19 protein-coding genes are annotated in these 23,376 nt (G+C 69.1%); 13 read left to right on the top strand and 6 right to left on the bottom strand.

Translation table 11 applies throughout. The annotated features are described in order from the left end of the window. Nucleotides 1-6: 6 nt before the first annotated feature. From AC1RVW_RS00530 to AC1RVW_RS00500, 7 genes are all read left to right on the top strand, one after another. Nucleotides 7-2,646 carry a DUF2169 family type VI secretion system accessory protein gene (locus tag AC1RVW_RS00530; RefSeq protein ID WP_493197358.1) on the top strand — a complete coding sequence of 880 codons (2,640 nt, stop codon included), beginning with the start codon at nt 7-9 and terminating at the stop codon, nt 2,644-2,646. After that, nucleotides 2,643-3,779, top strand: coding sequence for a pentapeptide repeat-containing protein (locus tag AC1RVW_RS00525; protein WP_493197356.1), 1,137 nt, complete (start codon nt 2,643-2,645; stop codon nt 3,777-3,779). Before AC1RVW_RS00530 ends, AC1RVW_RS00525 begins: the two co-directional genes overlap by 4 nt. Continuing rightward, nucleotides 3,776-4,528, top strand: coding sequence for a DUF3540 domain-containing protein (locus tag AC1RVW_RS00520; RefSeq protein WP_493197354.1), 753 nt, complete (start codon nt 3,776-3,778; stop codon nt 4,526-4,528). The genes AC1RVW_RS00525 and AC1RVW_RS00520 overlap by 4 nt, the downstream gene beginning before the upstream one ends. Before the next feature lie 32 nt (nt 4,529-4,560). Continuing rightward, entirely contained in the window at nt 4,561-4,947 is a 387-nt protein-coding gene (locus AC1RVW_RS00515) for a DUF4150 domain-containing protein (protein WP_019652627.1), read from the top strand. Nucleotides 4,948-5,102: 155 nt separating this feature from the next. Continuing rightward, complete coding sequence (locus tag AC1RVW_RS00510; RefSeq protein ID WP_493197352.1) at nt 5,103-6,383, top strand: HlyD family secretion protein; 1,281 nt, start codon at nt 5,103-5,105, stop codon at nt 6,381-6,383. A 140-nt stretch (nt 6,384-6,523) separates the two neighbouring features. Continuing rightward, the gene (locus AC1RVW_RS00505; RefSeq protein WP_493197350.1) at nt 6,524-7,726 is read left to right on the top strand and encodes a hypothetical protein; all 1,203 of its coding nucleotides are present in this window, start codon (nt 6,524-6,526) and stop codon (nt 7,724-7,726) included. After that, entirely contained in the window at nt 7,714-11,160 is a 3,447-nt protein-coding gene (locus AC1RVW_RS00500; RefSeq protein WP_493197348.1) for an efflux transporter outer membrane subunit, read from the top strand. Before AC1RVW_RS00505 ends, AC1RVW_RS00500 begins: the two co-directional genes overlap by 13 nt. A gap of 3 nt (nt 11,161-11,163) precedes the next feature. On the opposite strand, the gene AC1RVW_RS00495 is transcribed toward AC1RVW_RS00500, so the two are convergent. Beyond that, nucleotides 11,164-11,472, bottom strand: coding sequence for a YciI family protein (locus tag AC1RVW_RS00495; protein ID WP_493197346.1), 309 nt, complete (start codon nt 11,470-11,472; stop codon nt 11,164-11,166). Nucleotides 11,473-11,549: 77 nt separating this feature from the next. Here AC1RVW_RS00495 and AC1RVW_RS00490 point away from each other — a divergent pair, with 77 nt between their 5' ends. After that, complete coding sequence (locus tag AC1RVW_RS00490) at nt 11,550-12,023, top strand: GNAT family N-acetyltransferase (RefSeq protein WP_493197344.1); 474 nt, start codon at nt 11,550-11,552, stop codon at nt 12,021-12,023. Here the strand turns inward: AC1RVW_RS00490 and AC1RVW_RS00485 are convergent. From AC1RVW_RS00485 to AC1RVW_RS00475, 3 genes are all read right to left on the bottom strand, one after another. Then, entirely contained in the window at nt 11,992-12,975 is a 984-nt protein-coding gene (locus tag AC1RVW_RS00485) for a tripartite tricarboxylate transporter substrate binding protein (protein WP_493197342.1), read from the bottom strand. The genes AC1RVW_RS00490 and AC1RVW_RS00485 overlap by 32 nt on opposite strands. A gap of 101 nt (nt 12,976-13,076) precedes the next feature. Further along, nucleotides 13,077-14,486 carry a sensor histidine kinase gene (locus AC1RVW_RS00480; RefSeq protein ID WP_493197511.1) on the bottom strand — a complete coding sequence of 470 codons (1,410 nt, stop codon included), beginning with the start codon at nt 14,484-14,486 and terminating at the stop codon, nt 13,077-13,079. Next, on the bottom strand, nt 14,479-15,180 hold the full coding sequence (locus AC1RVW_RS00475; RefSeq protein WP_081269512.1) for a response regulator transcription factor: 702 nt from the start codon (nt 15,178-15,180) through the stop codon (nt 14,479-14,481). The genes AC1RVW_RS00480 and AC1RVW_RS00475 overlap by 8 nt, the downstream gene beginning before the upstream one ends. Nucleotides 15,181-15,360: 180 nt before the next feature. Here AC1RVW_RS00475 and AC1RVW_RS00470 point away from each other — a divergent pair, with 180 nt between their 5' ends. The 5 genes from AC1RVW_RS00470 to AC1RVW_RS00450 are packed head-to-tail and all read left to right on the top strand — an operon-like array spanning nt 15,361 to nt 21,910. Next, complete coding sequence (locus AC1RVW_RS00470; protein WP_493197340.1) at nt 15,361-16,512, top strand: efflux RND transporter periplasmic adaptor subunit; 1,152 nt, start codon at nt 15,361-15,363, stop codon at nt 16,510-16,512. After that, nucleotides 16,505-19,600 (top strand): efflux RND transporter permease subunit, encoded by a 3,096-nt coding sequence (locus AC1RVW_RS00465; RefSeq protein WP_493197338.1) that lies wholly within the window; start codon nt 16,505-16,507, stop codon nt 19,598-19,600. The genes AC1RVW_RS00470 and AC1RVW_RS00465 overlap by 8 nt, the downstream gene beginning before the upstream one ends. A 20-nt stretch (nt 19,601-19,620) precedes the next feature. Continuing rightward, entirely contained in the window at nt 19,621-21,138 is a 1,518-nt protein-coding gene (locus AC1RVW_RS00460) for an efflux transporter outer membrane subunit (RefSeq protein ID WP_493197336.1), read from the top strand. Further along, entirely contained in the window at nt 21,135-21,518 is a 384-nt protein-coding gene (locus AC1RVW_RS00455; RefSeq protein ID WP_285410527.1) for a RidA family protein, read from the top strand. Before AC1RVW_RS00460 ends, AC1RVW_RS00455 begins: the two co-directional genes overlap by 4 nt. After that, nucleotides 21,515-21,910, top strand: coding sequence for a hypothetical protein (locus tag AC1RVW_RS00450; RefSeq protein ID WP_285410528.1), 396 nt, complete (start codon nt 21,515-21,517; stop codon nt 21,908-21,910). Before AC1RVW_RS00455 ends, AC1RVW_RS00450 begins: the two co-directional genes overlap by 4 nt. Here AC1RVW_RS00450 and AC1RVW_RS00445 read toward each other — a convergent pair. Beyond that, entirely contained in the window at nt 21,874-22,959 is a 1,086-nt protein-coding gene (locus AC1RVW_RS00445) for a phospholipase (RefSeq protein ID WP_493197334.1), read from the bottom strand. The two genes, AC1RVW_RS00450 and AC1RVW_RS00445, sit on opposite strands and share 37 nt — an antisense overlap. Continuing rightward, entirely contained in the window at nt 22,956-23,369 is a 414-nt protein-coding gene (locus AC1RVW_RS00440; protein ID WP_493197332.1) for a type II toxin-antitoxin system VapC family toxin, read from the bottom strand. Before AC1RVW_RS00440 ends, AC1RVW_RS00445 begins: the two co-directional genes overlap by 4 nt. Nucleotides 23,370-23,376: the final 7 nt, after the last annotated feature.

The following is a 23,376-nucleotide window of genomic DNA, read 5'->3' as shown; positions in this document are numbered from 1 at the left end:
CTGCCAATGAAAACCGTCAAGCCGCTGCGGCTGAGCGTGATCACGCGTCCATTCCTGCGCCAGGCCGAGCAGCGCCTGGCCGTCACCACGCTGTGCATGGTCTCCATGAACGGCCAGCCGGTGCTCACGCCCGAGCCCGAGTTCTGGAAGACGCTGTCCGAAGAGCTGGGGCCGGCCGCGGCCATCGACCTCGGCATTCCCAAGGTTCGCGCCGAGATCCTCGCGACCGGCTACGCCTACACCGCGCACCAGGAAGAGAAGACGCTCTGCGCCGCGCGGCTGCAGGTCGGCAATCTTGAAAAAGACCTCGCGGTGTTCGGCGACCGCTTCTGGATCGGCGCACGCCCGTCCCCGCCCCAGCCCTTCGAGGCCATGCGCATCGACTGGACGCGCGCCTACGGCGGCCCCGATTTCGCGGACAACCCGCTGGGCCGGGGCCATGGCATGGAGACTGTCAACGGCCATGAAGTGCAGCGCCTGCCGAACATCGAGGACCCGGCGCACCGCCTGCACCATCCCGGCGACCGGCCAGAGCCGGCGGGCTTCGGGCCGGTCGACATCGCATGGCCGCGCCGCCTGAGGCTCATCGGCAAGCAGTACGACGGTCACTGGCGAGAGAACCTGTTCCCGGGTTTCGCCGAGGACATGGACTGGCAGCTCTTCAACGCCGCGCCTGCCGACCAGCGCTTCGAGGACGCGGCCGAGATCTCGCCGGCCACGCCCTTCGCGGTCTGGAACATGCACCCCGGAACGCCGGTCCAGCAAGGCCGGCTGCCGAACTGGCGCGCCCTGGCCGTCATCGCACGGCAGCGCCTGCCCGGCCAGATAGAAGAAGTGCCGCAGCGCCTGACGACCGCATGGTTCTTTCCGCATCTGGAGCGCGTGGTGCTGGTATTCCATGGCGAAACGCGCATCGACGAAGACGACGCGTCCGACATCTCGCACGTGATGCCCGCACTCGAAACCGTCGGCCAGCCGCGCGGCCTGGCCCACTACGCCACCGTGCTGCACCAGCGCTGCGATCCGGAAAAGGGCGCGCTCTACATGTTCCGCGACGACGATCTCGTGCCCGACGAAGCCATCGGCCCCTGGCTCGACCAGCCCGGCACCGGCGACTCGGCACTGGTGCGCAACATGCGCGAGCGCGGCGCGCAGGCCCGCGAAGACCTGAAGCAGAAGGCGATGGCCGCCGGCCACAAGGCGCGGCACTTCAACGAACGCCGCCTGCCCGAGCCCTTCACGAAGATGCCGACGCTGCGCGAGCTGCCGGACTTCGTCGACCAGGCCGACCGCCATGCGCGCGCCCAGCGCGAACAGGGCGCCGTCGAGCGCGAGCGCCTGCAGCGCGAGGCCGATGCCAACGCCAAGGAATCGATGAAGGTCGGCTTCGACACCGGCAAGCTGGTGCGCGAGCACGACGCCACGCGCCCCAAGGGCCCGCCGCAGGTCGACAGCGCCGGACTGCTGCGCGGCTTCGAAGGCATTCCCGCCGCGACCGGCACCGCACCGCTGCCCGCGCAGCAGGTCGAGTCGATGCGCAAGCTGGCGCAGGACGCCGAGCGCGGCCTGCTCGCGCTGTACCGCGGCTCGGCGCAGCACCAGTCGCCGGTCGATGAACTGAGCAGCGAACGGCAGGCCGCGCTGCGCGAAAAGGTCTTGTCGATCCTCCGGGGCAGCCGCGATTTCACCGGCATGGACCTGACGGGCGCCGACCTCTCGGACATGGACCTGCAAGGCGCGTGCTTTCGCCGCGCGCTGCTCGAAGGCGCCGACCTGCGCCGCGCCCGCTGCGAAGGCGCGGACTTCAGCGAAGCCGTGCTGGTGCGCGCACGCCTGTCGACCGGCGACTTCAAGCGCGCCGTGTTTCGCGACACCAACCTCGCCGGCATCCATTGCGAGCAGGCCGGCTTCTCGCGAGCCCTCTTCGAAGGCACGACCTTCGAGAAACTGAAGTTCGTGCGCTGCGACTTCTCGTCGGCCCGCATGCATCACCTGCACGTCATCGAATCGCAGTTGCTGCATTGCAACTTCGACGCGGTCGATGCGGCCAGCATCGGCTTTCTTTCCGACGTGGCCATCGAAGACTGCAGCTTCCGCGGCGCGCGACTCATGAAGACGGGCTTCCTGGGCTGCCGCGTTGCCGGGCTCGACTTCACCGGCGCCGAGCTCGAAGCCTGCGCCTGGACCCACATGAACTGCGACGACCGCATGGTCTTCGCGCGCGCCTTGCTGCGCACCACCTGCTTCGCGGGCAACAGCAGCCTGCGCGGTGCCAGCTTCGAAGAAGCCACGCTCGTGCAATGCAGCCTGCGCGAAATTCCGATGGAGGGCGCGCGCTTCGTGCGTGCGACCCTCGACACCTGCGACCTTTCCTCGTGCAACCTCACCGCCGCCGACCTGAGCGCGGCGCAGACGCCCGAGTGCCTTTTCATCCGCAGCAACCTGAGCCGAGCTTCGCTGCGCGCCGCCAACCTCATGAACGCCAATTTCAACAAGGCCCGGCTGCTGTCGGCCGACCTGCGCGAAGCCAACCTCTTTCGCGCCGACATGTCGCAGATCGTGATCGACGACGTCACCGAGACGCGCGGCGCCTACATCGTGCACACCAAGACCGTGCCGGCCGCCCGGGCCGCCGCCGTCGAATGAGCCCGCAGGCGCTGGTTGCCAAAGTCCGCAGCGGCGAAGCATTGCAGGGAGGGGACTTCAGCGAAATGGCGCTCGACGGCCTCGACCTGTCCGGCGGATTGTTCAGCGAATGCCGCTTCACGCGCTCCAACATGGCGGGCGTTCAGCTGGCGGACTCCGTGTTCGAGCGCTGCGTGTTCGACGGCGCGGTGATGGATCGCGCGCAGCTGGGCAAGACCTCTTTCCTGCGCAGCAGTTTGCGCGACGCGCGCATGCATGCGGCCCGGTGGGAAGGCACTGTCGTTGCCGAGTCCGACCTGCATGGCGCGCAGGCCGACGAGTCGGTACTGCAGGAGGCCGCCTTCCACGACTGCGACTTCGGCGGCGCGCGCTTCTTGCGCGCATCGGTCGCCAGGACGATCTTCAACGACAGCCGCATCGGCAATGCCGACTTCGGCGAAGCGGCCTTCACGACCGGCGTGTTCTTCCGCTCCGACCTGAGGCAGGCAAGCTTTCGCGGCGCCAGCTTCGACAACGCGATATTCACGGAGGCCGACCTGCGCGGCCAGTCGTTCGCAGGCCAGTCGTTCGAGCGCTGCCAGTTCATCGACGCGCGGCTGTCGGACTGCGTGTTCGACGACGCCCGGCTCGTGCAGTGCAACTTCAAGGGCGCGGCGCTCGACGGTGCCCGCATGCGGCGCGTGCACGCACCGCAGTCGCTGTTTCCGCAGGCCGACATGCGCCGCGCGGATTGCCGCGCGGGCGTGTTCGACCAGTCACTGTGGATCGATGCGCAGCTCACCGACGCCGACTTTTCCGACGCGCGGCTCGAGCAGTGCGTGTTCCACCGCGCACGCTGCGAGCGTGCGTTCTTCGTGCGCAGCCGGCTGGTGTACGCCGACTTTTCGTACGCCGACCTGCGTGCCGCCAATTTCGAGAAAGCCCTCTTCCAGCGCACCCAGATGCACCGCAGCCTGCAGACGGGCACGCGCTGGAGCGACCGCATCGGCGTGCTCGATGCCGACCCCGAGCTCTTCGAGGCCGAGCGCGTTGCGTGGCAGCGCCCGCACCGCGCCGTGCGCCTCGACCGCGACGCGCACGGGCTGCTGCGCGCGCAAGACCTCCCCTCCTCCCACCTGAAGGACTCCGCATGACGATGGCATCCAGGACAACTTCCGGCGCGCCCGCCGTGCCCGCGGACGTTGGCGACGAAAGCGAACTCGCGCCGCTGCTGCGCAAGGCGGCGGCCGCGAAACAGCAACCTGGGCAGCAACCAGGCGGCATCGTCATGGCCACGGTCACCGCTGCAGAAGCCGAGGACGGCTTCTGCGAAGTCACGCCGATGGACGGCCACCGCACGCTGCGCTGCCGCCGCGCCGCCAGTTGCCTGCTGCTGCCCGCGCCGGGCGACACGGTGATGGTCGCCGGCCCTCACGAGGAAGCGCTCTACCTCATCGCCGTCGTCGCGCAGGCCGACAGCAGCCAGGCGACGCTCGCGGTGGACGGCGACCTGCGCCTGCAGTCGCGACAGGGCGGCATCGCCATACAGGGCGCGGGCGCGATCGAGCTTCAATCGGACACCGCCGTCGCCACCCGCTCGCCGCAATGGACGCTCGCTGCCGAGCGCGCCCAGTGCACCGTGTCCGAGCTGGACTACCAGGGCGCAGAAGTGCGCTTCAGCGTGCTGGTGTCTCGCTTCGTCGGCCGGGCTTGCGAGGTGGTGCTCGACAGGCTGCACCTGCTCACGCGCTCCAGCTTTCGCATCACCGAGGAAGTCGAGCAGGTGCGCGCGGGGCAGATCGACATGCAGGCCTCGCGCGCGCTGCGCCTGCATGCGAAGAACACGCTGGTCACCAGCAAGGAGCTGGTGAAGGTCGACGCCGAGCAGATCCACATGGGCTGAACCGCCCACAACCGATTGAAGGAGCTTCACGCATGTTCGCCAACGCACAGATGATGGGCATGGACCTGGCCTTTCCCGATGTCTGCAAGACGCCGCCGGCCGTCCCCATTCCCTACCCCAACTTCGCGCTCGGTCCCACGGCCATTCCCAACGCCTGGAACATCCTCTACGGCGGCACGCCCGCGCACAACCTGGCAACGACCACGCCCATCACCAACGGCGACAACGCGGGCGTGCTGATGGGCGTGGTGTCGCAAACGGTGATGGGGCCGTCGCGCCACATCACCGGCGCTTTCACCGTGCTGCTGAAGGGCTCGCCCTGCACACGCATGACCAGCCTCACGGTGCAGAACCGCAGCAACATCGTCGGCATGCGCATCGTGCCGAGCCAGTTCAAGGTGCTGGTGCTCGCACCCTGAATGCACATTCGGTTGCCTTTGTAAGCAAAAATAATTCACTTTTGGCATGTGTATTGCTGCATTGCAGCAAAGCAGATGGCATGCCCCAATGATGTGCCACGACAGAGGAGACGCTGGTCCTGAGAAGTCACCACGTCATCGATTGCGAGGCACGAATGAATGCAAGCACTGTCCAGGAATCGCACCTCATTGCGAACGCGGAAGCATCTGCATGGCATGAACGCCTGAGACGATGGCGCGGTGGCACCACGGAGTCGCTGGTGCCGCGCATCGCGGGGTATGCGCTGCTTGCTTTCGTGCTGTGGCTCGTCGTCACCACGCTGATCCAGCCGCTGGTTTCCAGGCAGGCCACGCGCTCCGTGCTGCAGGCCCCGGTGACGCTGGTCACCTCGCCCATCAGCGGCGTGGTCACGCACATGACGCTGCGCGCGCTCGACAAGGTCGAGGCCGGCGCGGTGGTGGCCACGGTGCAGAACCCCACCATCAACCGCGACATCCTCACCACGCTCACCACGCAGCGTCTCGCGCTGCAAAGCCAGGTGGCGCAGCTGACGAACCAGCTCAATGCATCGAGCGAAGAACTGCAGTTCGTCGAGCAGCAGGTCAAGCTGTACCGCACGGCCTCGATGGCGCAGACACGCGATGCGTGGCAGATCGCGCAACGCCAGCGCGAAGTGGCGCAGTCCAGCGTGGCCGAGCAGGAGCAGAAGGTGCGCCGCACCGCCGCCATGCTCGACGAAGGCGCCGTGAGCCCGCAGGCCATGGACGCCGCGCAGGCGCAGCTGAGCATCTCGCGCGCCAACGCCGCTGTTGCCGAGCAGGCCTATTCGGGACTCGGCCAGAGCATGGCGAGTGCGAGCCGCGGCGTGTTCGTGGGCGGAGGTGGCGCCAGCGTCTACCAGACTCTTGCGAGCCGGCGCGAAACGCTGAGCGGCGCCATCGAGCGCGCGCAGCACGACAGCGAAGCCTTGCGCCAGCAGCTGCGCGAGGTGACCGCGCTGGAAGCCGAGGAGCGCAGCCGCATCGACCGCATGGCCGCCTTCGAGGTGCGTGCGATGCAACCGGGCCAGGTGAACTCCGTGCTGATGCCGCAGGGCAGTTTCGTGCCGCAGGGTGCCACCTTGGTGCGCATGACCGACTGCAGCCGCATCGAAGTGGTCGCGGTCTTTGCCCCGCGGGTGGCCAGGAAGCTCAACATGGGCTCGACCATTGCCGTGAAAACCGATGACGGCGGCGCGGAAGTGTCGGCACGCGTTACCCAGTTGCTGCCGGTTGCTCCAGACGATTTCCAGAGCCGCTACGCGGTGCCCTTCCCGTATGCGGAACAAGGCTCGGTCTACGCGGTGGCGCGTGTCGAATCGGACAACCCGGCGTGGATGGCGCAGCGCGGGCTGTGCGCGCCCGGCAAGGTGGTATCGGCGAGGCTGGCTTCCTAGCACGCGGCATGAATCCTCGAAGCCGATGGAGGCAGACGATGGCTCACGCGAACCTTGCTCGACGATGCGCGCTGGCGATAGCCACGGCGCTGTGCCTTCATGCACCGCAAGCACCGGCAGCCGAAAGCCCAGCGCAACAGATGCTCGCGCGCCAAAGCTGCGATGGCCTGCGCCGCGCCGTCGCGTTCAGCAGCCGGGGGGATTCCTCGGCCCCGCTCTTCCTGCCGAGCTACCGCACTGACGCGCAGATCGACGGCGTGCCCGAACTCGCGCCGAGCCTCGCGAACGTGGCCTTCGTGTACGACAACGCGCTGGCCGGCATCGCGCTGCTGGCATGCGGCGACACCGCATCGGCAAGGCGCATCGCCGACGCGATGGTGCTGGCCGTGGCGCATGACCCGCACTACCCGGACGGCCGCATCCGCAACGCCTACCGCGCGGGCCTGCTGGCCGATGCGAAACCGGTGCTCTCCGGCTATTGGGACGCGGACAGGAACCAGTGGATCGCCGACGCCTACCAGGTCAGCACCGCGACCGGCAACGTGGCGTGGGCCGCGCTGCTGCTGCTGAACGTCGACCAGGCGGCGCCCTCCCCGCGCTATGCCGATGCCATCGCCAGGCTGCTGGCATGGATCGAGCAACGCACGCACTCGAGCGTCGCGCCCGACGGTTACATCGGCGGCTGGTATGGCTGGGACGACCGGCAGGCCGCGCAGACCTGGAAATCGACCGAGCACAACATCGACATCGCCATGGCCGCCGCATGGGCCGCCCGCTCCAGCGCACACCCGGAACAGAAGCGCCAGGCCGCCACCGCGCTGGCCTTCGTCGAACGCATGTGGAACAAGGCCGAGCAGCGCTTCCACATCGGCACGCAGGCCGACGGCGCCACCGTTTCCACAACGGCCTCGGGCCTCGACGCGCAACTGTGGCCCCTGCTGGCCGCGCCGCCGGGCCGCTGCGCATGGCAGGCCGGCCTCGCATGGGTCGATGCGAACCATCGCGTCGGCGCCGGCTACGGCTTCCCGCGCCAGCCCGACGGCATCTGGACCGAGGGCAGCGCGCAGGCCGCCGCCACGCTGGTGGCCGTCAAGGGCGCGGCGCCCGAGGCGCTGTGGCAACTGCTGGCCTCGCAGCGCGCGCCCAACGGCCTGTACTACGCCACGCCCAGCCCGCGCATATCGACCGGGCTGGCCATAGGGCCGGACTCCAAGGGCCCCGACTTCTTCTACTACCGCTGGCCCCACCTGGGCGCCACGGCCTGGATCGCACTGGCCGCCAAGGGCTGGAACCCGTTCACCGGAACAACCACCGTCGCAGGAGCAAAGCCATGTTCGAACTGATCGATACGCCCGAATTCAGGGTCAATCTGATGGTCGTGGGCCTGGCCCTGATCATGGTCTTCCATGCGCGCGCCGACCGTGCGTCGCACCGCGTGCTGTTCGGCTTTCTCACCGCGCTGGTGCTGGTGCGCTACGTGGCGTGGCGGCTGGCCGAAACGCTGCCGCCGGCGGACCTGGGCTTCGGCACGCTGATGGGCTGGGTGTTCCTGGTGTTCGAGATGGTGTCGATCGTCTACACCCTGCTGTCGATACAGATGCTCTCGCGCCGCCGCGACAACCACGCCCAGGCGGACGCTGGCGAGGCCATGCTGCGCAAGCGCGGCGCCGGCGTGCCCGCCGTCGACGTCTTCATCTGCACGTACAACGAAGAGATCGGCGTGCTCGAGAAGACCATCCTCGCCGCGCAGGCCATCGACTATCCGCATGTGAATGTCTGGGTGCTGGACGACACGCGGCGCGACTGGCTGCGCGACTACTGCGCGCGAAAAGGCGTGCACTACGCGCGACGGCCGGACAACGCGCACGCCAAGGCGGGCAACCTCAACAACGGCCTGCGGCAATCGGCCGGTCTCACCAACGCGCCCTACATCCTGGTGCTCGACGCCGACTTCGCGCCGCATCGCAACATCGTCTACCGCGTGCTCGGCCTGTTCGACGACCCGAAGTCGAAGGTGGGCCTGGTGCAGACGCCGCAGTTCTATTACAACGCCGACCCGATACAGCACAACCTGCGCGCCACCGACAGCTGGGTCGACGAGCAGCGCGTGTTCTTCGACGTGCTGCAGCCGGCCAAGGACGCAGCCGACGTGGCGTTCTGCGTGGGCACTTCTTTCATCGTGCGGCGCGACGCGATCACCGCCGCCGGTGGCTTTCCCACCGGCAGCGTGTGCGAAGACATCTACACCACCTATACGCTGATGCGCTCCGGCTGGGTCACGCGCTGGCTCAACGAGCGGCTGTCGAACGGGCTTTCGGCCGACAGCATCATCGACTACATCAACCAGCGCAGCCGCTGGTGCCTGGGCACGATCCAGGTGGCGCTGCTGCGCGACGGCCCGCTGCGCGGCAAGGGCTACAGCTTCACGGCGCGCCTGCATTACGTGCACGGCCTGCTGCACTGGCTCACCAAGCCGTTCATCCTGCTGATCCTGGCGGCGCCCGCGCTCTACTGGTACACGGGCGCCTCGGCTTTCCATGCCACGCCCCGGGCCTTTGCCATGTACGGCCTGCCGCCGCTCGTCATGTTCTGGGGCTACACCTACTGGATCAGCCAGCGCCGCTGCCTGCCGGTGTTCACCGAGGTGACGCAGATCGTGGCCGCGATGGCCGTCACGCGCACCATCGTCTCGGCGCTGATACGGCCCTTTGGCCGGCCCTTCAAGGTCACGGCCAAGGGGCAGGACCGCAGCAGGACGGTGGTGCACTGGAACCTGGTCGCCGTGTTCGGCGCGTTGATCGCCGCGATGGAGATGGGCGCGCTGGGCGCCATCGGCAGCGCCATGACAACAGGCGACGTGCTCAACGTGGTGTGGACCTTCATCGCCACCGTGTACTGCCTGGCCGCGTTGATCGCCTGCATCGACCGCCCGCGCCCCGAGCATGACGAGCGCTTTCCGTACGACGCCGCGACCACCGTGCGCAGCGCCGCCGGCGTGGGTGCGGCACGCTTCGCCGAGATCGCGGGCGACGGCGCGCGGCTGCTCAACAGCACCGCGCTGGGCCGCATCGGCATCGGGCAACCGCTGGACATACACGTCGATCATGTGGGCTGGGTTTCGGCCACGGTGACGGGCCGCTCCGGCGCCGGCACCGAACTGGCCTTCGTGCACGACGACGCGGTGCACGACCGGCTGGTGCGCCACGTCTTCAGCCTGCCGCCCAGCCATGTCGCCACGCAGGTGAAACCGGCGCGCGCCGTGCTGGCCTTCATGGACAGCGCCGGCTGGCGCTGGCCCCGCGTGCCGAGGATGCCGCGCATGTTCGCGAGCAGCGCGCCGATGCTGGCGGTGCTGCTGGTCGCCGTGCTGGTGCTGTCCGGCTGCAACCTCACGCCGCCGCTGAAGCCGGCCGATGTCGAGGTGCCCGCGCAATGGGCCGATGGCAAGGCCGGCACCGACGTCGCCCCCATGGCATGGCAGGCCTTCGTGCGCGACGACGAGCTGCGCGGCCTGATCGGTACCGCGCTGTCGCGCAACCGCGATCTGCGCGTGTATGCCGCCAAGGCCCGGGAAGCCCGCGCCGTGTACGCCGGCACGCGCTCCAGCCTGTTCCCGGAGATCGGCCTCGTGGGCTCGGCCGGGCGCGGCAACCAGGTCACGTCGCTCAGCTCGACCGGCGTCGTCACCAACAGCCAGGCGGTGGGCCGCGTGGGCAACACCTATGCCGTGCAGGCCGGCATCATGGCCTATGAACTCGACTTCTTCGGCCGCGTCGATGCGGGCGTGCAGCAGGCGGGCTCGCAGGCCACGGCCAGCGAGCGCGAGTTCGCCGCCGCGCGCATGAACCTGGTGGGCGAGGTGTCGAACGCCTACCTCACGCTGCGCGCCGACCGCGCACTGCTGTCGCTGGCCGAGTCGGACCTGGCCATCCAGACCGACAGCACGGGCGTGATGCAGCGTGCCCGCAAGGCGGGCGGCACGTCGGACCTCGACCTGCTGCGCTCGCAGTCGCTGGTGCAGCGCGCGGCCGTTCAGCGCGAGGAATTCCGCATGCGCGTGGGGCAGGACCTGCAATGGCTCACGGTGCTGGTCGGCCAGCCGGTGCCGGCCACCACAGGCGCGCAGCGCCCGTGGCCGGAGCGCTCGGTGGCCGAGGTGCCCGTGGGCCTGCCCGCGAGCCTGCTGCAGCGCCGGCCCGACCTGCTGGCGGCGCATGCGCGCGTGGAGGCCGCGAACTCGGGCATCGGCGCGGCCAAGGCGGCGTTCTATCCGAGCTTTTCATTGACCGCCGTGGGCGGCGGCCTGAGCGGCGAGTTCTCGAGCCTGCTGAACTCGGGCAACCGCAGCTGGGCCACGGTGCTCGGCGTGTCGCTGCCCATCTTCGACTGGGGCCGCCGCTCGGCCAACCTGAGCGCGAACGAAGAGCGCCTGGCCGCCGCAATGGCGAGTTATGAATACTCGGTGCAGCAGGCATTGCGCGAAACCGCCAATGCGCTGATTGCCGACAGCCACCTGCGCCCGCAGCTCGAAGCCCAGCAGGCGCGCGTGCAGTCGCTGCAGCGGGTGGCGGCGATCTCGCGCACGCGCTTTCGCAACGGGCTGGAAGACTACTTCGCCGGGGCCGATGCGCAGCGCGAGCTGTACATCGAGCAGCGGCAGTGGATCGAGCTGCAGCTCAAGCAGGCCGTGAACACCGTGAGCCTCTACAAGGCGCTGGGCGGCGGCTGGGAAGATGCGCCGGCGCCAGTGGCTAGCGCCGCAACCGCGCCGCGGTAGTCGTCAGGCCGCCGGGGTTTCGGCGAACCACGCCTCGGCCCAGCCCTGCCGCTTCACCGGGTTGAACTCGCTGAAAGTGAAGCTCGCGAGTTTCTCGGTGTGGAAAGGGTCTTGCGCGAAGAACTCCTGGAGCGCGGCCAGCGATTCCGCGCGGGCCAGCATGAACCCGCCGGTCGCCGGCACTTTGGGGCCGGAGCAAAGCAGCAGGCCGGCGTCGTAGCCCAGTTGCAGATAGGCGCGGTGCGGCGCCACGGATTGCTGGACTCTTTCGAGCGGAACGAGGTAGTTGATTTCGACGATGAAGTGCTTCATGAGGGGGCATGCGGGTCTGAGTACCGAGAGGCGTAGCAGCGACCGTGCCTGTTATGTTCGGCGCGAAGGACCTCACCATGGAATGGCATCAAGAAAACTTCGACGCATTGAGTACGCGTGACCTGTACCTGATCCTGTCGGCGCGCAGCGAGGTGTTCGTTGCGGAGCAGCGCTGCATCTACCTCGATCCGGACGGCAAGGACATGCAGGCCCATCACCTCTACGCGCTCGACGGCGGGCAGCTTGCGGCCTATCTGCGCCTGCTGCCGCCGGGTGTGTCGTACCGGGAAGCATCGATCGGGCGCGTGCTGACGGGTGCGGCGCATCGCGGACGGGGGCTGGGCCAGGAGCTGCTGGCACGCGGCCTTGCCTGCGCCGGGGCGCTGTGGCCCGGCGCCGCGCTCCGCATCGGCGCGCAGCTCTATCTTCGGAAGTTCTACGCGTCGTTTGGGTTCGTCGAGGCCGGCGAGCCCTACGACGAAGACGGCATCCCGCACATCGAGATGCTGCTGTCGCGCCCTACTCCGCCTTCACCCCTGCCGTGCGAATGACCTTGCCCCACTTGGTGGTCTCCGACGCGATGAACGCATCGAACTCCTCGGGCGTGCCGCCGGCCGGAATGGTGCCCATCGCGTCGAGCCTGGCCCGCGTGTCGTCGCTGCGGATGATGCGCGCCACTTCGTCCGACATGCGCCTGACGATGTCGCGCGGCGTGGCGGCCGGCGCCAGCATGCCCGCCCAGGTGCTGCCGGTGAATCCCGCGAAGCCCTGCTCGATGAAGGTCGGCACCTCGGGAGCGGCCGCCAGCCGCTTGTCGCCCGCCACGCCGATCAGCCGCACCTTGCCGGCTTTCGCCTGGTTGATGAGGCCCGTGGGCGCATCGAAGAAAAGCTGTATCTGCCCGCCCATGAGGTCAGTCAGCGCCGGCACAGCGCCGCGGTACGGGATGTGGATCATGTAGGTCTGCGTCAGCGACTTCCACAGCTCGGTGGTGAGGTGCGCGGCCGAGCCGTTGCCCGAAGAGCCGAAGCTCACCTTGCCCGGGTTGGTGCGGGCGTAGTCGATGAGTTCGCGCGCCGTCTTGAAAGGCGACTCGATGTTGACCGCCGCCAGCAGCGGCGACACGCCCATCAGCGACACGCCCGAGAGGTCTTTTCGCGGGTCGTAGGGCAGCTTCGGGTACAGCGTGGTGTTGGCCGCATAGGCCGCGATGACGACACCGAAGGTGCTGCCGTCGGGCGGCGCCTTGGCGATCGCGTCCACGCCGATCAGGCTGTTGGCGCCGGGCTTGTTGTCGATCAGCACCGGCTGGCCGAGCCTGGTCTGCAAGCCCACCTGCACCAGCCGCGCCATCTGGTCGGTGAAGCCGCCCGGCGTGTAGGGCACCACGATGCGGATCGGCTTGTTCGGCCATGTGCCCTGCTGGGCGAGCGACGGCAAGGCAATGCTTGCGGCGGCCGTGGCAAGCGTGAAACGGCGGCGTGACAGCGTGGCGTAGAGCATGGTGGCGGGGGCCCTCTTCGTTGGTCCGGAATGGATCGGGCCATTCTCGAAGCGGCGGTCTTTCGCGCGGTCAGGGTTTGCCCGCCGGGCCCGCCCGCTCCTCAGCGCGCCAGCCGCAACCGCATGTCGAAGCGCGCCCCACCCCCCGCTTCGTTCGCCGCCTCGATGCGCCCGCCGTGCGCATGCACCACCGCCTGCGACAGCGCCAGGCCCAGGCCGAGCCCGGGCGTCTTCTCGTCCGAGCGCGCGGTGGCACCGCGATAGAAGCGCTCGAACAGGTGCGGCAGTTCGTCGCCCCGGATGCCGGGCCCGTGGTCCGACACGCTGATGATGGCTTCGTCGGCCTCCAGGTCGGCGCGCACGCTCACGCTCACCACCGTGCCGGACGGCGAGAACTTGAGCGCGTTGTCCAGGAGGTTGGCCAGCGCCAGGCTGGCCGCGCCGCGCGCCACCCGCGCGGCCACCGGCGGCGCGGGCTCCAGCACCAGCGACAGGCGGCGCTCCCGGGCCATCGGCTCCAGGCGGCGCACGGCGTCCTCGGCCAGCATGTTGAGCGACACCTTCTCGGCCGCGTCGCGCTCCTGGCCGGCGTCGATGCGGGCGAGCACCAGCAGCTCCTCGACCAGCAGCGTGAGCGACTCGACCTCCTCCAGCGACGATTGCAGCGTTTCGACATACGCCGCCGGCTCGCGCGGCCGGCGCAGCGCGAGTTCCAGCTCGGTGCGCAGGCGCGACAGCGGCGAGCGAAGCTCGTGCGAGGCGTCGGAGGTGAAGCGGCGCTGCGCTTCCATGCCGTTCTCGATGCGGCTCAGCATGTCGTTGAGGGTGTCGACCAGCCGGCCGATCTCGTCGCGCGTGCCCGGGTGCGGCAGCCGTTCGGCGAGATTGGCGTCGCCGATGTGCCTTGCCTGCTGCACCACGTCGGCAATGGCGCCGAATGCGCGCCGCGTGATGAGCGCGCCCGCCGCGGCCAGCGCCAGCAGCAGGGAAACGCCCAGGATCAGGAACAGCACGCTCGCCATGCCCACGGTGCGGTTCACGTCGTCGAGCGAGCCCGCGACCTGCACCGCCAGCAGCTTGCGATGTCCCGGCACGGGCACCGACACCATGCGGGTCGGCTCCTCGCCGAAGCCGTCCAGCGTCTCGAACACGGTCTCGCCGGCGGCCAGGCGCTCGCGCAGCACGGGCGGAATGGGCAGTTGCGCTTCGCCGAGGTTGCTGCTGCGCGCCAGCACGCGGCCTTCGGTGTCGACGATCTGCACCAGCCGGTCGAGCCGCACGAACGAAGGCGCGGCCGGGCCGGGCGGTGCCTCGTGCACGATGACCGCGTCGCCGGCATTCGCCGACAGCAGCATGCCGAGCTCGGTCTCGGCCAGCGCGAGCAGCGCCGCGTCGAGTTCGCCGTGCACGTTGCGCGAGAACACGAAGTACGAGCCGAGGGCGGCGATCGTCATCACCACCACGATCACGCTGACATGCGCCAGCGCCAGCCGCCTGCGGAAGCTAAGCAGCATGGCTGCCGCCGGGGTTGTCTTCGGCCAGCGCGAGCCTGAAGCCGCGCCCGCGCACGGTCTGGATCAGCGGCGGCGCCGGCGGTGCGTCGACCTTGCGCCGCAGGTTGCCGATGTGCACGTCGATCAGGTTGTCGATGGCGATCAGGTCGTCCTTCCACACCTGCTCGGCCAGGCGGGAGCGGCTCACCACCTCGCCGGCATGGCGCAGCAGGATCTGCAGGATGGCGAACTCCTTGTGCGTCAGGTCGAGCACCATGCCGCCGCGCATCACGCGCTGGCTCAGCGGATCGAGGCTCAGGTCGGCCAGCGCGAGCACCACGGGCCGCATGATCTCGGAGCGCCGCAGCAAGGCGCGCACGCGCGCCAGCAGTTCGTCGAAGGCGAATGGCTTGGTCAGGTAGTCGTCAGCACCGGTGTTCAGCCCGGCGACCCGGTCGCTCAGGGCGTCGCGGGCGGTGAGCATCAGCACCGGGGTCTTGCAGCCGCGCTGGCGCAGGTCGCGGCACAGGGTCAGGCCGTCCTTGCCGGGCAGCATCCAGTCGAGCACGATCAGGTCGTAGGCGATGACGAAGGCTTCCTCGTCGCCCTCCTCGGCCGTGTGCACCACATCGACCACGAAGCCCTCTTCCTGCAGCCCGCGGGCCAAAAGGCGGGCGGCCTTGCGGTCGTCTTCGATCAACAGAATTCTCATCGGGGTGGATCATGCCGCGCCCGGCGGGCGCCGTGCCCCCGATTCTGAAGAAAACTTCAGGATTTCTTGGGAGCTTCTTCAGTCGCGCTTTCTTAACCTCCTTTGGGGTGACGGGGGCGGATCAAGGGCACGGAAAGGGATTCCGTGCGCAGCGCGTCCGGCCCCAACGGATGTCCTGAGATGAAGAAAAAATCCCTCTACCAGATCACGCCAGCACGAATTTTCTTCGGCGTGCTGACCTGCGCGGCGCTGTGCGTCGACTCCTTCGACAACACCGCCCATGCGGCCACCGTGGCCGCCGCCCCGGCGCCGATGCTTGTTCGCCAGGGCAACCGGCTGAGCGTGCCCGACGGCTCGCCGCTGCGCGACCGGCTGCGCGTGGCCACCGTCGGCGAGCAGGCCTCGCCGCACGACGTGAGCCTGCCCGCCACGGTGGAAGCCAATCCGGCCAGCACCGTCAACGTGCTGCCGCCGCTGACCGGCAAGCTGGTCGAGCTGAAGGTGCGCCTGGGCGACACGGTCAAGCGCGGCCAGGTGCTGGCCACGATGACCTCGCCCGACCTGGCGCAGGCCGTGTCCGACGCGCAGAAGGCCCGCGACGCGCTCGAACTGGCGCAGCATGCGCTGGTGCGCGCGCGTGGCGTGAACGAGGCCGGCTCCAATGCAACCAAGGACGTGGAAGCGGCCCAGAGCGCCGTCGCGCAGCAGACGGCCGAACTGCGCCGCAGCGAGACGCGCCTGCGCAGCCTGGGCGCGGACGGCAGCGGCGCGCAGGCCGGCCAGCTGCTGAAGATCGTCGCGCCCATGTCCGGCACGGTCACCGCGCTGAATGCCGGCGCAGGCGCCAACCTGAACGACGCCACGGCCACGCTGATGACGGTGGCCAACCTCGACTCGGTCTGGGTGACGGTGAACGTGCCCGAGAACGTGGTGGGCGCGGTGGCGCCCGGCCAGAACGTGACGGTCACGCTGGCCGCCTACCCGGGCCGCCGCTTCACCGGCAAGGTCGGCTTCGTGAGTTCGGTGCTCGATGCCGACACGCGCCGCGCCAAGGCGCGCATCGTGTTTCCCAACCCCGACGGGCTGTTCAAGCCCAACATGTATGCGACAGCGGTGCTGGGGGTGCCGCAGGCGGCGCAGCCGCAGGTGCCGGCCTCGGCGCTGCTGATGAACAACGACGCCGTGAGCGTGTTCGTCGAGGCGGAGCCCTGGACCTTCGTGCGTCGCGTGGTCGAACTGGGCCGAGAAGACGGCGACCAGGTGCGCATTCGCAGCGGCCTGAATGCCGGCGAGCGTGTGGTGGTGCGTGGTGGTGTGCTGCTGAATGATTAATCTCATCATCACCCAGTTCTTTCGCCGCAGGCACCTGGTCTGGGCGATGTCCATCGCACTGGTGCTGCTCGGTGCCTGGTCGTGGACGCAGATGACGGTCGAGGCCTACCCCGACCTGGGCGACGTGACGGTGCAGGTCACGACCCAGGTCAACGGCCTGGCTTCGGAAGAAATAGAGCAGCAGATCACCACGCCGCTGGAGCGGGCGCTGAGCAACACGCCGGGGCTGGCCTCGATCCGCTCGAGCAGTACCTTCGGGCTCTCGCTGATCACGCTGACCTTCAAGGACGGCACAGACGACTATTTCGCGCGCCAGCGCGTGACCGAGCGTATCGGCCAGGTCTCGCTGCCTTCGGGCGCACAACCGGGGCTGGACCCGGTGGCGGGCCCGGCGGGCGAGATCTACCGCTACACGCTCGAGTCGGACATCAGGAACCTGATGGAGCTGTCCGAGATCCAGCGGTGGATCGTCATTCCGGGGCTGCGCCAGGTGGCCGGAGTGGTCAACATCACCAACTTCGGCGGCTTCACCAAGGAGTTCCAGCTCGAGCTGGACCCGGCAGCGCTGCAGAAATACGGCCTGGCGCTGAGCGACGTGGTGACGGCCATCAACAACAACAGCGCCAACGCCGGCGGCGGGCGCATCGCGCGCGGCGAGCAGAGCTACGTGGTGCGTGGCATCGGCCTCATCACCTCGCTGGACGACCTGGGCGCGGTGGTGGTGTCGCAGTCCGGCGGCTCGCCGGTGCTGGTGCGCGACCTGGGGCGCCTGCAGTTCGGCCACCAGGAGCGCGGCGGCATCCTGGGCAAGGACAGGAACCCCGACACCATCGAAGGCATCGTGCTGATGCTCAAGTACGAGAACCCGTCGCGGGTGCTAGAGGGCGTGCACAAGAAGATCGACGAGCTGCAGGCGCAGCTTGCGCCCATGGGCGTGAAGATCGTGCCCTACATCGACCGCGACGACCTGGTGAAGCTCACGGTCGACAAGGTGACGCACACGGTGCTCGAAGGCATGGCGCTGGTGTGCTTCGTGCTCATCCTTTTCCTGGGCAGCCCGCGCAGCGCGGTGGTGGCGGCGGTGGCGATTCCGATGTCGCTGGTCACGGTGTTCATCGTGATGCACTTCACCCGCATGCCGGCCAACCTGTTCTCGCTGGGCGCAATCGACTTCGGCATCATCGTGGACGGCGCCATCGTGGTGATGGAAGCCATCCTGCGGCGGCGCGAGGAAGAGCCCCACGCCACGCTGACCGAGGGCAACATCCTCGAGACGGTGAGCCATGTGTCGGGGCCGATCTTCTTCGCCACGCTGATCATCATCACGGCCTACTTTCCGCTGTTCGCCTTCGAGCGCGCCGAGGGCAAGCTGTTCAAGCCGATGGCCTTCACCGTGGGCTACGCGCTGGTGGGCGCGCTGCTGTGCGCGATCACGCTGATTCCCAGCCTGGCCTACGTGGCGCTGCGCAAGCCGATGAAGCCCTTCGTCAACAAGCCGCTGGTGTGGCTCACGGGCGCCTACCGGCGCGTGCTGGGCCACCTGCTGCGGGTGCCGGCCATCGCCTATGCGCTGAGCATCGCCGCGCTGGCCGCGGTGGCGATCCTGGGCGCCACAGCCGGGCGCGAGTTCCTGCCCGACATCGACGAAGGCGCGCTGTGGCTGCAGGTGCAGCTGCCGTCGGGCCTGTCGCTGGACAAGGCCAGCGAAATGACCGCGGAGCTGCGCCACGTCCTGCTCGAGTACCCCGAGGTTTCCTACGTGGTGACGCAGCTGGGCCGCAACGACGACGGCACCGACCCCTGGACGCCTTCGCACGTGGAAGTGCCCGTGGGCCTGAAGCCCTACAGCGAGTGGCCTGCGGGCGTGAACAAGGCCGCCTTCGTGCGCACGCTGAACGAGCGCTTCTCGAAGATGCCGGGCTTCGACGTGGGCATCAGCCAGCCGATCATCGACGGCGTGAACGACGCCGTGGGCGGCGCGCACAGCCCGCTGGTGCTGCGCATCTATGGCGACGACCTGAAGGAAAGCCGGCGCATCGGCAACGAGATCGTCGACCTGCTGCACACCGTGCGCGGCACCGCGTCGGCGTCGCTGTTCCAGGAGCCGCCGATTCCGCAGGTGGTCATCAAGCTCGACCGCGAAGCCGCGGCCCGGCTGGGCGTGAACGCGAACGACGTGGCCAGCCTGGTGCAGACCGGCATGGGCGGCGCGCCCGTCATCACCGTGTACAGCGGCGACCGCACCTACAACGTGACCGTCAAGCTGCCGAAGTCGGCCAAGAGCGGCACCGAGGCCATCGGCTCGCTGCTGCTCAATGGCGCGGGCGGCGCCAAGGTACCGCTGTCGCAGGTGGCCAGCGTGAAGCTGCAGACCGGCGAGAGCACCATTTCGCACGAGCTCAATTCGCGCCAGATCACGGTGCGCATCGACAACCGCGGCCGCGACCTCGCCTCCTACCTGGTGGAAGCGCAGGAGCGCATCGCCAAGGACGTGAAGTTCGACCATGCCAAGTTCCGGCTGCAGTGGGCCGGCCAGTTCGAGAACCAGCAGCGGGCACAGGCGCGCCTGGCGGTGTCGCTGCTGATCGTGGTGTCGATCATGGCGGTGCTGCTGTTCTTCCAGTTCGGCAAGATCCGGCACGTGGCGCTGATCCTGGGCGTGGTGCCGATGGCCACGCTGGGCGGGTTGATCGCGGTGCACGTGGCGGGAGAAACGCTCAACGTGGCCACGGCAGTGGGCTTCATCGCGCTGTTCGGCGTGTCGATACAGAACGGGATCATCATGGTCGCGAACTTCCGGCGCGTGCGCGGCGAAGGGCTGGCGCTGGAGGCCTCGGTGCTCGAAGGCGCGACCGAGCGGCTGCGGCCGGTGCTCATGACGGCCACCGTGGCGTCCATCGGCATGCTGCCGGCGGCGCTGGCCACGGGCGTGGGCACCGACGTGCAGCGCGGCCTGGCCACGGTGGTGGTCGGCGGTCTGGTGGTGTCGACGCTGCTGACGCTGTTCATCCTGCCGACGCTGTTCTTCGCGCTGGAGCGCCTGTTCGAGCGCAAGGGCTGGGGCCTACGCTCGCGCCGCGACCGTTGAGCAAGGCGAGGAAAAAAATCATGACCAAGAAGACAAGCCTTGCAATGCCCGTGGCGGCCGGCATCGCGCTGCTGCTGGCCGGCTGCGCGGCAGGGCCCGACTATGCGCGTCCGCCGCTGAACCTGCCGGCGCAGTACACATCCGCGCCCGCCGGCAGCACCGAAGCCGAGGGCGTGCCGCTGCCCCGCTTCTCGCCCGAGCTCGACGTGCCGGCCCAGTGGTGGCAGGCCTTTCGCTCGGAACCGCTGAATGCGCTGGTGGCGCAGAGCCTGGCCGGCAACCCGACCATCGAGGCCGCCGATGCCGCGCTGCGCGTGGCGCAGGAGAACGAGGCCGCCGACCGCGCCGCCTTCTGGCCGAGCGTGGCGCTGGGCTACTCGCCCACCCGGCAGCGCGTGGCCGGCGCGGTGGCGAGCCCGGTGTCGTCGAACGCGAACCTCTACACGCTGCACACGGCGCAGGTGACCGTGTCCTATACGCCCGACGTGTTCGGCGCCACGCGCCGGCAGGTCGAAGGTGCGCAGGCGCAGACCGAGCAGCAGCGCTTCCAGACGCTGGCCGCCAGGCTCTCGCTGAGCAGCAACGTGGTGGCGGCGGCAATCACCGAAGCCTCGCTGCGCGCCCAGCAGCGCGCCACGCTGGCGATCATCGCGGACCAGAAGGAAGTGCTGCAGGCCTACCGCAAGCAACTGGGCCTGGGCCAGGTCGCGGTGGCCGACGTGGACGCACAGGAAGCCTCGCTGGCCGCCACCGAGGCCACCCTGCCCCCGATCGACAAGCAACTGGCGCAGCAGCGCAACCTGCTGGCCACGCTGGCCGGCCGCTATCCCAGCGAAGGCGTGGCGGCGCATTTCGAGCTCGACGCGCTGCAGCTGCCCGGAGAACTGCCGCAAACGCTGCCGTCCACGCTGGTCGAGCACCGACCCGACGTGCGCGCCGCAGAGGCGCAGCTGCAGGCCGCCAGCGCCGCCATCGGCGTGGCGGTGGCCGCGCGGCTGCCCAATGTGACGCTGGGCGCGAGCTACGGATCGTCGGCCTACACGCTGTCGCAGCTCTTCAAGTCGTCGTCGCTGTTCTGGAGTCTGGCGGGCAACGTGACGCAGACGGTGTTCGACGGCGGTGCGCTCAAGCACCGCGAAGCGGCCGCCCGCGCTTCGTTCGACCAGGCGGCAGCGCAGTACCGCGCCACGGTGCTGAGCGCCTTCCAGGACGTGGCCAATGCGCTCGAAGCCATCGACGCGGACACCCGCGCGCTGCAGGCGGCCCTGAAGGCCGAGCGCACCGCATCGCAGAGCCTGGCGCGCACGCGCACGCAGGTGCGGCTGGGCGACGCCAGCCCGCTGGCGCTGCGCATCGCCCAGCAGGCCGAGCAACAGGCGCAGCTCAACCTCGTGCAGGCGCGCACGCTCCGGCTGACGGATGCGGCGGCGCTCTTCCAGGCGCTGGGCGGCGGCTGGTGGAACGCACCGCCTGCGCGGCTTGCCGATTCTTCTTCGTCCTCCGCTCCCTTCCCCGCATCGAAACCCGCATTGCCATGAACATCATTCGCCATGAGATGGGTCCCCGCTTCAGCGAGATGGTGACCGTCGACCTGGGCACCGCCCGCCTGATCTATCTGTCGGGCCAGGTGGCGGAAAACCCGTCGCTCGACATCACGGGCCAGATGCGCGAGATCCTGCACCACATCGACGACATGCTCGCCACGCAGGGCGCCACCCGCAAGGACCTGGTGAGCGTCACCATCTACCTGCGCACCGTGGGCGACTACGAGGCCATGAACTCGGTGTGGGACGAATGGGTGCCCGCGGGCCACACGCCGGCGCGCGCCACGGTCGGGGCCAGGCTGATCGACTCCGAATACCGCGTCGAGATCCAGGCCACCGCGGCCATCGGCGCCGCTGCGGGGTCGGCGCCGTGACGCCCGCTGCGCGCGCCGTGGTGCTGTGCGCACTCGCGCTCGGCGGCTGCACCGCATTCGATGCCCACTCTCTGGACCACGCAGCGCACGCGTCAGGCTGGCGCGCCGCGCAGGTCGTCGACGTGGGCCGCGCGGCCGATCTGGCGGGCACGGTCGACCGCGACTGCGGCACCGGCGACGGGCCCGATGCGCCTTACGCCGTCGTGCGCTACCGCAACGGCGGCGTGCGCTCGCGCTCGCTGGGCACCGGAAGGCTGCCCGCCGGGCCGGTGCCCAAAGTGGGCGACAGGGTGGAAGTGAACATCCTCGACTGCGCGGCGCCGCTGGCGTTCGCCGGGCAGGCAGGGCCGGCGGATCAGAGCGGCAGCGTCCCGGGCACGCCGTCGCGCTGAAGCCAGTCCTCGAACTCGTCGGACAGCCGCTGCGCCTCGCGCGTGGCCTGGCTCCAGGCCGCGATGCGCGCCGGCGCGTCGCTGGCGAAGCGGATGAAATCCTTGCGGTCGGGCAGCTTGCCGTTGGGCAGCTTCTTCACCCATTCAGGGTCGGGCGCGAGCACCACCATGCGGTCGAGGAAGCCGCTGGCCTTGTGGCGCCAGCGCAGCCCCTTGTCGAGCCAGCCCGGCACCACCGCCTGCTGGAAATGCGGGTAGAGCACCAGGCCGTCGTCGGCCCCGTCATGTGCAGATTGGTAGTCCAGGTGCAGGTGGTAGTCGGTGATGCCGCCGTCCCAGTAGGCGCCGCGCGGCGCGCCCGGAATGTCGTGCACCGCCGCCAGCAGGAACGGAATGGAGCACGAGGCCTGCAGCACCATGTTGAAGTTGGCTTCGCTCAGCGCATGCTGGCGCGTGCGGAAGTCCCGCGTGCCGAAAGGCAGCGCCGCGCCCGGCGTGGAAAACACGCAGCGCTCCAGCCACGCGCCCAGCCCCTTGCGGTGCAGGCTGTTGGTGGCAAAGGCACCCAGGTAGCCCACCGGCGTGCGCGCCCTGCCCTCGCGCCCGAGGATGTGGCGCCCGCGTGACGTCACCACGTGCAGGCGGTAGCGCGGATGGTTCAGCACCTCGGCGATGCGTCCGCCGTAGAAATCGTCGAGGCTCTCGGCAAAGCGCTCGCTCAGCTGCCGCGGGCTGAGCCGCTTCTGCCCCGGCGGCACCTCGAACTGCTGGCGCACGTAGTCGTGCTCGAATCGCTGGAACGCCGCCTCGGGGTCCGTCAGGCAGGCCGTCGACAGCCGCCACGCGCCGATGGAGGCGCCCACCAGGTGCACCTGCTGGCTGCTCCGCGTGAGCCAGCGGCCGAAGATGAAGCGGTCGAGCGGCCCGAGGATCAGGCCCTTGGGCCCACCCGCCGCGCCGGGGATGGTGCGCACGTCCTGCGGGCGCAGGCCGTGTTGCTCGATGTGCTTGCGGCCCGCGGGGCCGGCGTAGATGCGCAGTGCTTTCATGCCCGCGTGTATTCGAAGGGATTGAGTATTTCGACACCGAACCCCGCGAAGTCATTCACGTTGCGGGTTACCACGGTCAGCGCGTGCTGCTTTGCCGTGGCGGCAATCATCGCGTCCTCGTACAGCGTGTTCGAGCTGCGATGCATCAGTTTCGCCCAGAGCCTGAAGGTCTCCGCGTCCATGGGAAGCACGTTGTACGACGCAGCGACCAGCGAGGCCCATTGTTCGATCTCGCTGGCCTTCGCAGCGTCCTGTTCGCGCGTGAGTTCGATGCCGGCCTGGATCTCTCCGAGCGTCACCGCCGCCAGATGAAGGTCGCTGTCTGCAACAGGCGTGAGCCACTCGAGTACCGCCCCATGCGGACGAGGCCGGCGAAGCTCGGAAATCACGTTCGTGTCCAGCAGGTACATGCCGGCC

It is taken from the genome of Variovorax sp. MPBD4-3 (assembly GCF_058809745.1).
Note: the sequence above shows the minus strand (reverse complement) of the source record. Positions and strands in the feature narration are given on the sequence as shown.

What these genes read in the sequence shown, in the direction of transcription:
- AC1RVW_RS00505 (WP_493197350.1), top strand. Translation starts at nt 6,524, where the DNA reads ATGCTCGCGCGCCAAAGCTGCGATGGCCTGCGCCGCGCCGTCGCGTTC.
- AC1RVW_RS00485 (WP_493197342.1), bottom strand. Translation starts at nt 12,975, where the DNA reads ATGCTCTACGCCACGCTGTCACGCCGCCGTTTCACGCTTGCCACGGCC.
- AC1RVW_RS00445 (WP_493197334.1), bottom strand. Translation starts at nt 22,959, where the DNA reads ATGAAAGCACTGCGCATCTACGCCGGCCCCGCGGGCCGCAAGCACATC.
- AC1RVW_RS00495 (WP_493197346.1), bottom strand. Translation starts at nt 11,472, where the DNA reads ATGAAGCACTTCATCGTCGAAATCAACTACCTCGTTCCGCTCGAAAGA.
- AC1RVW_RS00510 (WP_493197352.1), top strand. Translation starts at nt 5,103, where the DNA reads ATGAATGCAAGCACTGTCCAGGAATCGCACCTCATTGCGAACGCGGAA.
- AC1RVW_RS00525 (WP_493197356.1), top strand. Translation starts at nt 2,643, where the DNA reads ATGAGCCCGCAGGCGCTGGTTGCCAAAGTCCGCAGCGGCGAAGCATTG.
- AC1RVW_RS00440 (WP_493197332.1), bottom strand. Translation starts at nt 23,369, where the DNA reads ATGTACCTGCTGGACACGAACGTGATTTCCGAGCTTCGCCGGCCTCGT.
- AC1RVW_RS00455 (WP_285410527.1), top strand. Translation starts at nt 21,135, where the DNA reads ATGAACATCATTCGCCATGAGATGGGTCCCCGCTTCAGCGAGATGGTG.
- AC1RVW_RS00470 (WP_493197340.1), top strand. Translation starts at nt 15,361, where the DNA reads ATGAAGAAAAAATCCCTCTACCAGATCACGCCAGCACGAATTTTCTTC.
- AC1RVW_RS00520 (WP_493197354.1), top strand. Translation starts at nt 3,776, where the DNA reads ATGACGATGGCATCCAGGACAACTTCCGGCGCGCCCGCCGTGCCCGCG.
- AC1RVW_RS00530 (WP_493197358.1), top strand. Translation starts at nt 7, where the DNA reads ATGAAAACCGTCAAGCCGCTGCGGCTGAGCGTGATCACGCGTCCATTC.
- AC1RVW_RS00460 (WP_493197336.1), top strand. Translation starts at nt 19,621, where the DNA reads ATGACCAAGAAGACAAGCCTTGCAATGCCCGTGGCGGCCGGCATCGCG.
- AC1RVW_RS00465 (WP_493197338.1), top strand. Translation starts at nt 16,505, where the DNA reads ATGATTAATCTCATCATCACCCAGTTCTTTCGCCGCAGGCACCTGGTC.
- AC1RVW_RS00475 (WP_081269512.1), bottom strand. Translation starts at nt 15,180, where the DNA reads ATGAGAATTCTGTTGATCGAAGACGACCGCAAGGCCGCCCGCCTTTTG.
- AC1RVW_RS00500 (WP_493197348.1), top strand. Translation starts at nt 7,714, where the DNA reads ATGTTCGAACTGATCGATACGCCCGAATTCAGGGTCAATCTGATGGTC.
- AC1RVW_RS00490 (WP_493197344.1), top strand. Translation starts at nt 11,550, where the DNA reads ATGGAATGGCATCAAGAAAACTTCGACGCATTGAGTACGCGTGACCTG.
- AC1RVW_RS00515 (WP_019652627.1), top strand. Translation starts at nt 4,561, where the DNA reads ATGTTCGCCAACGCACAGATGATGGGCATGGACCTGGCCTTTCCCGAT.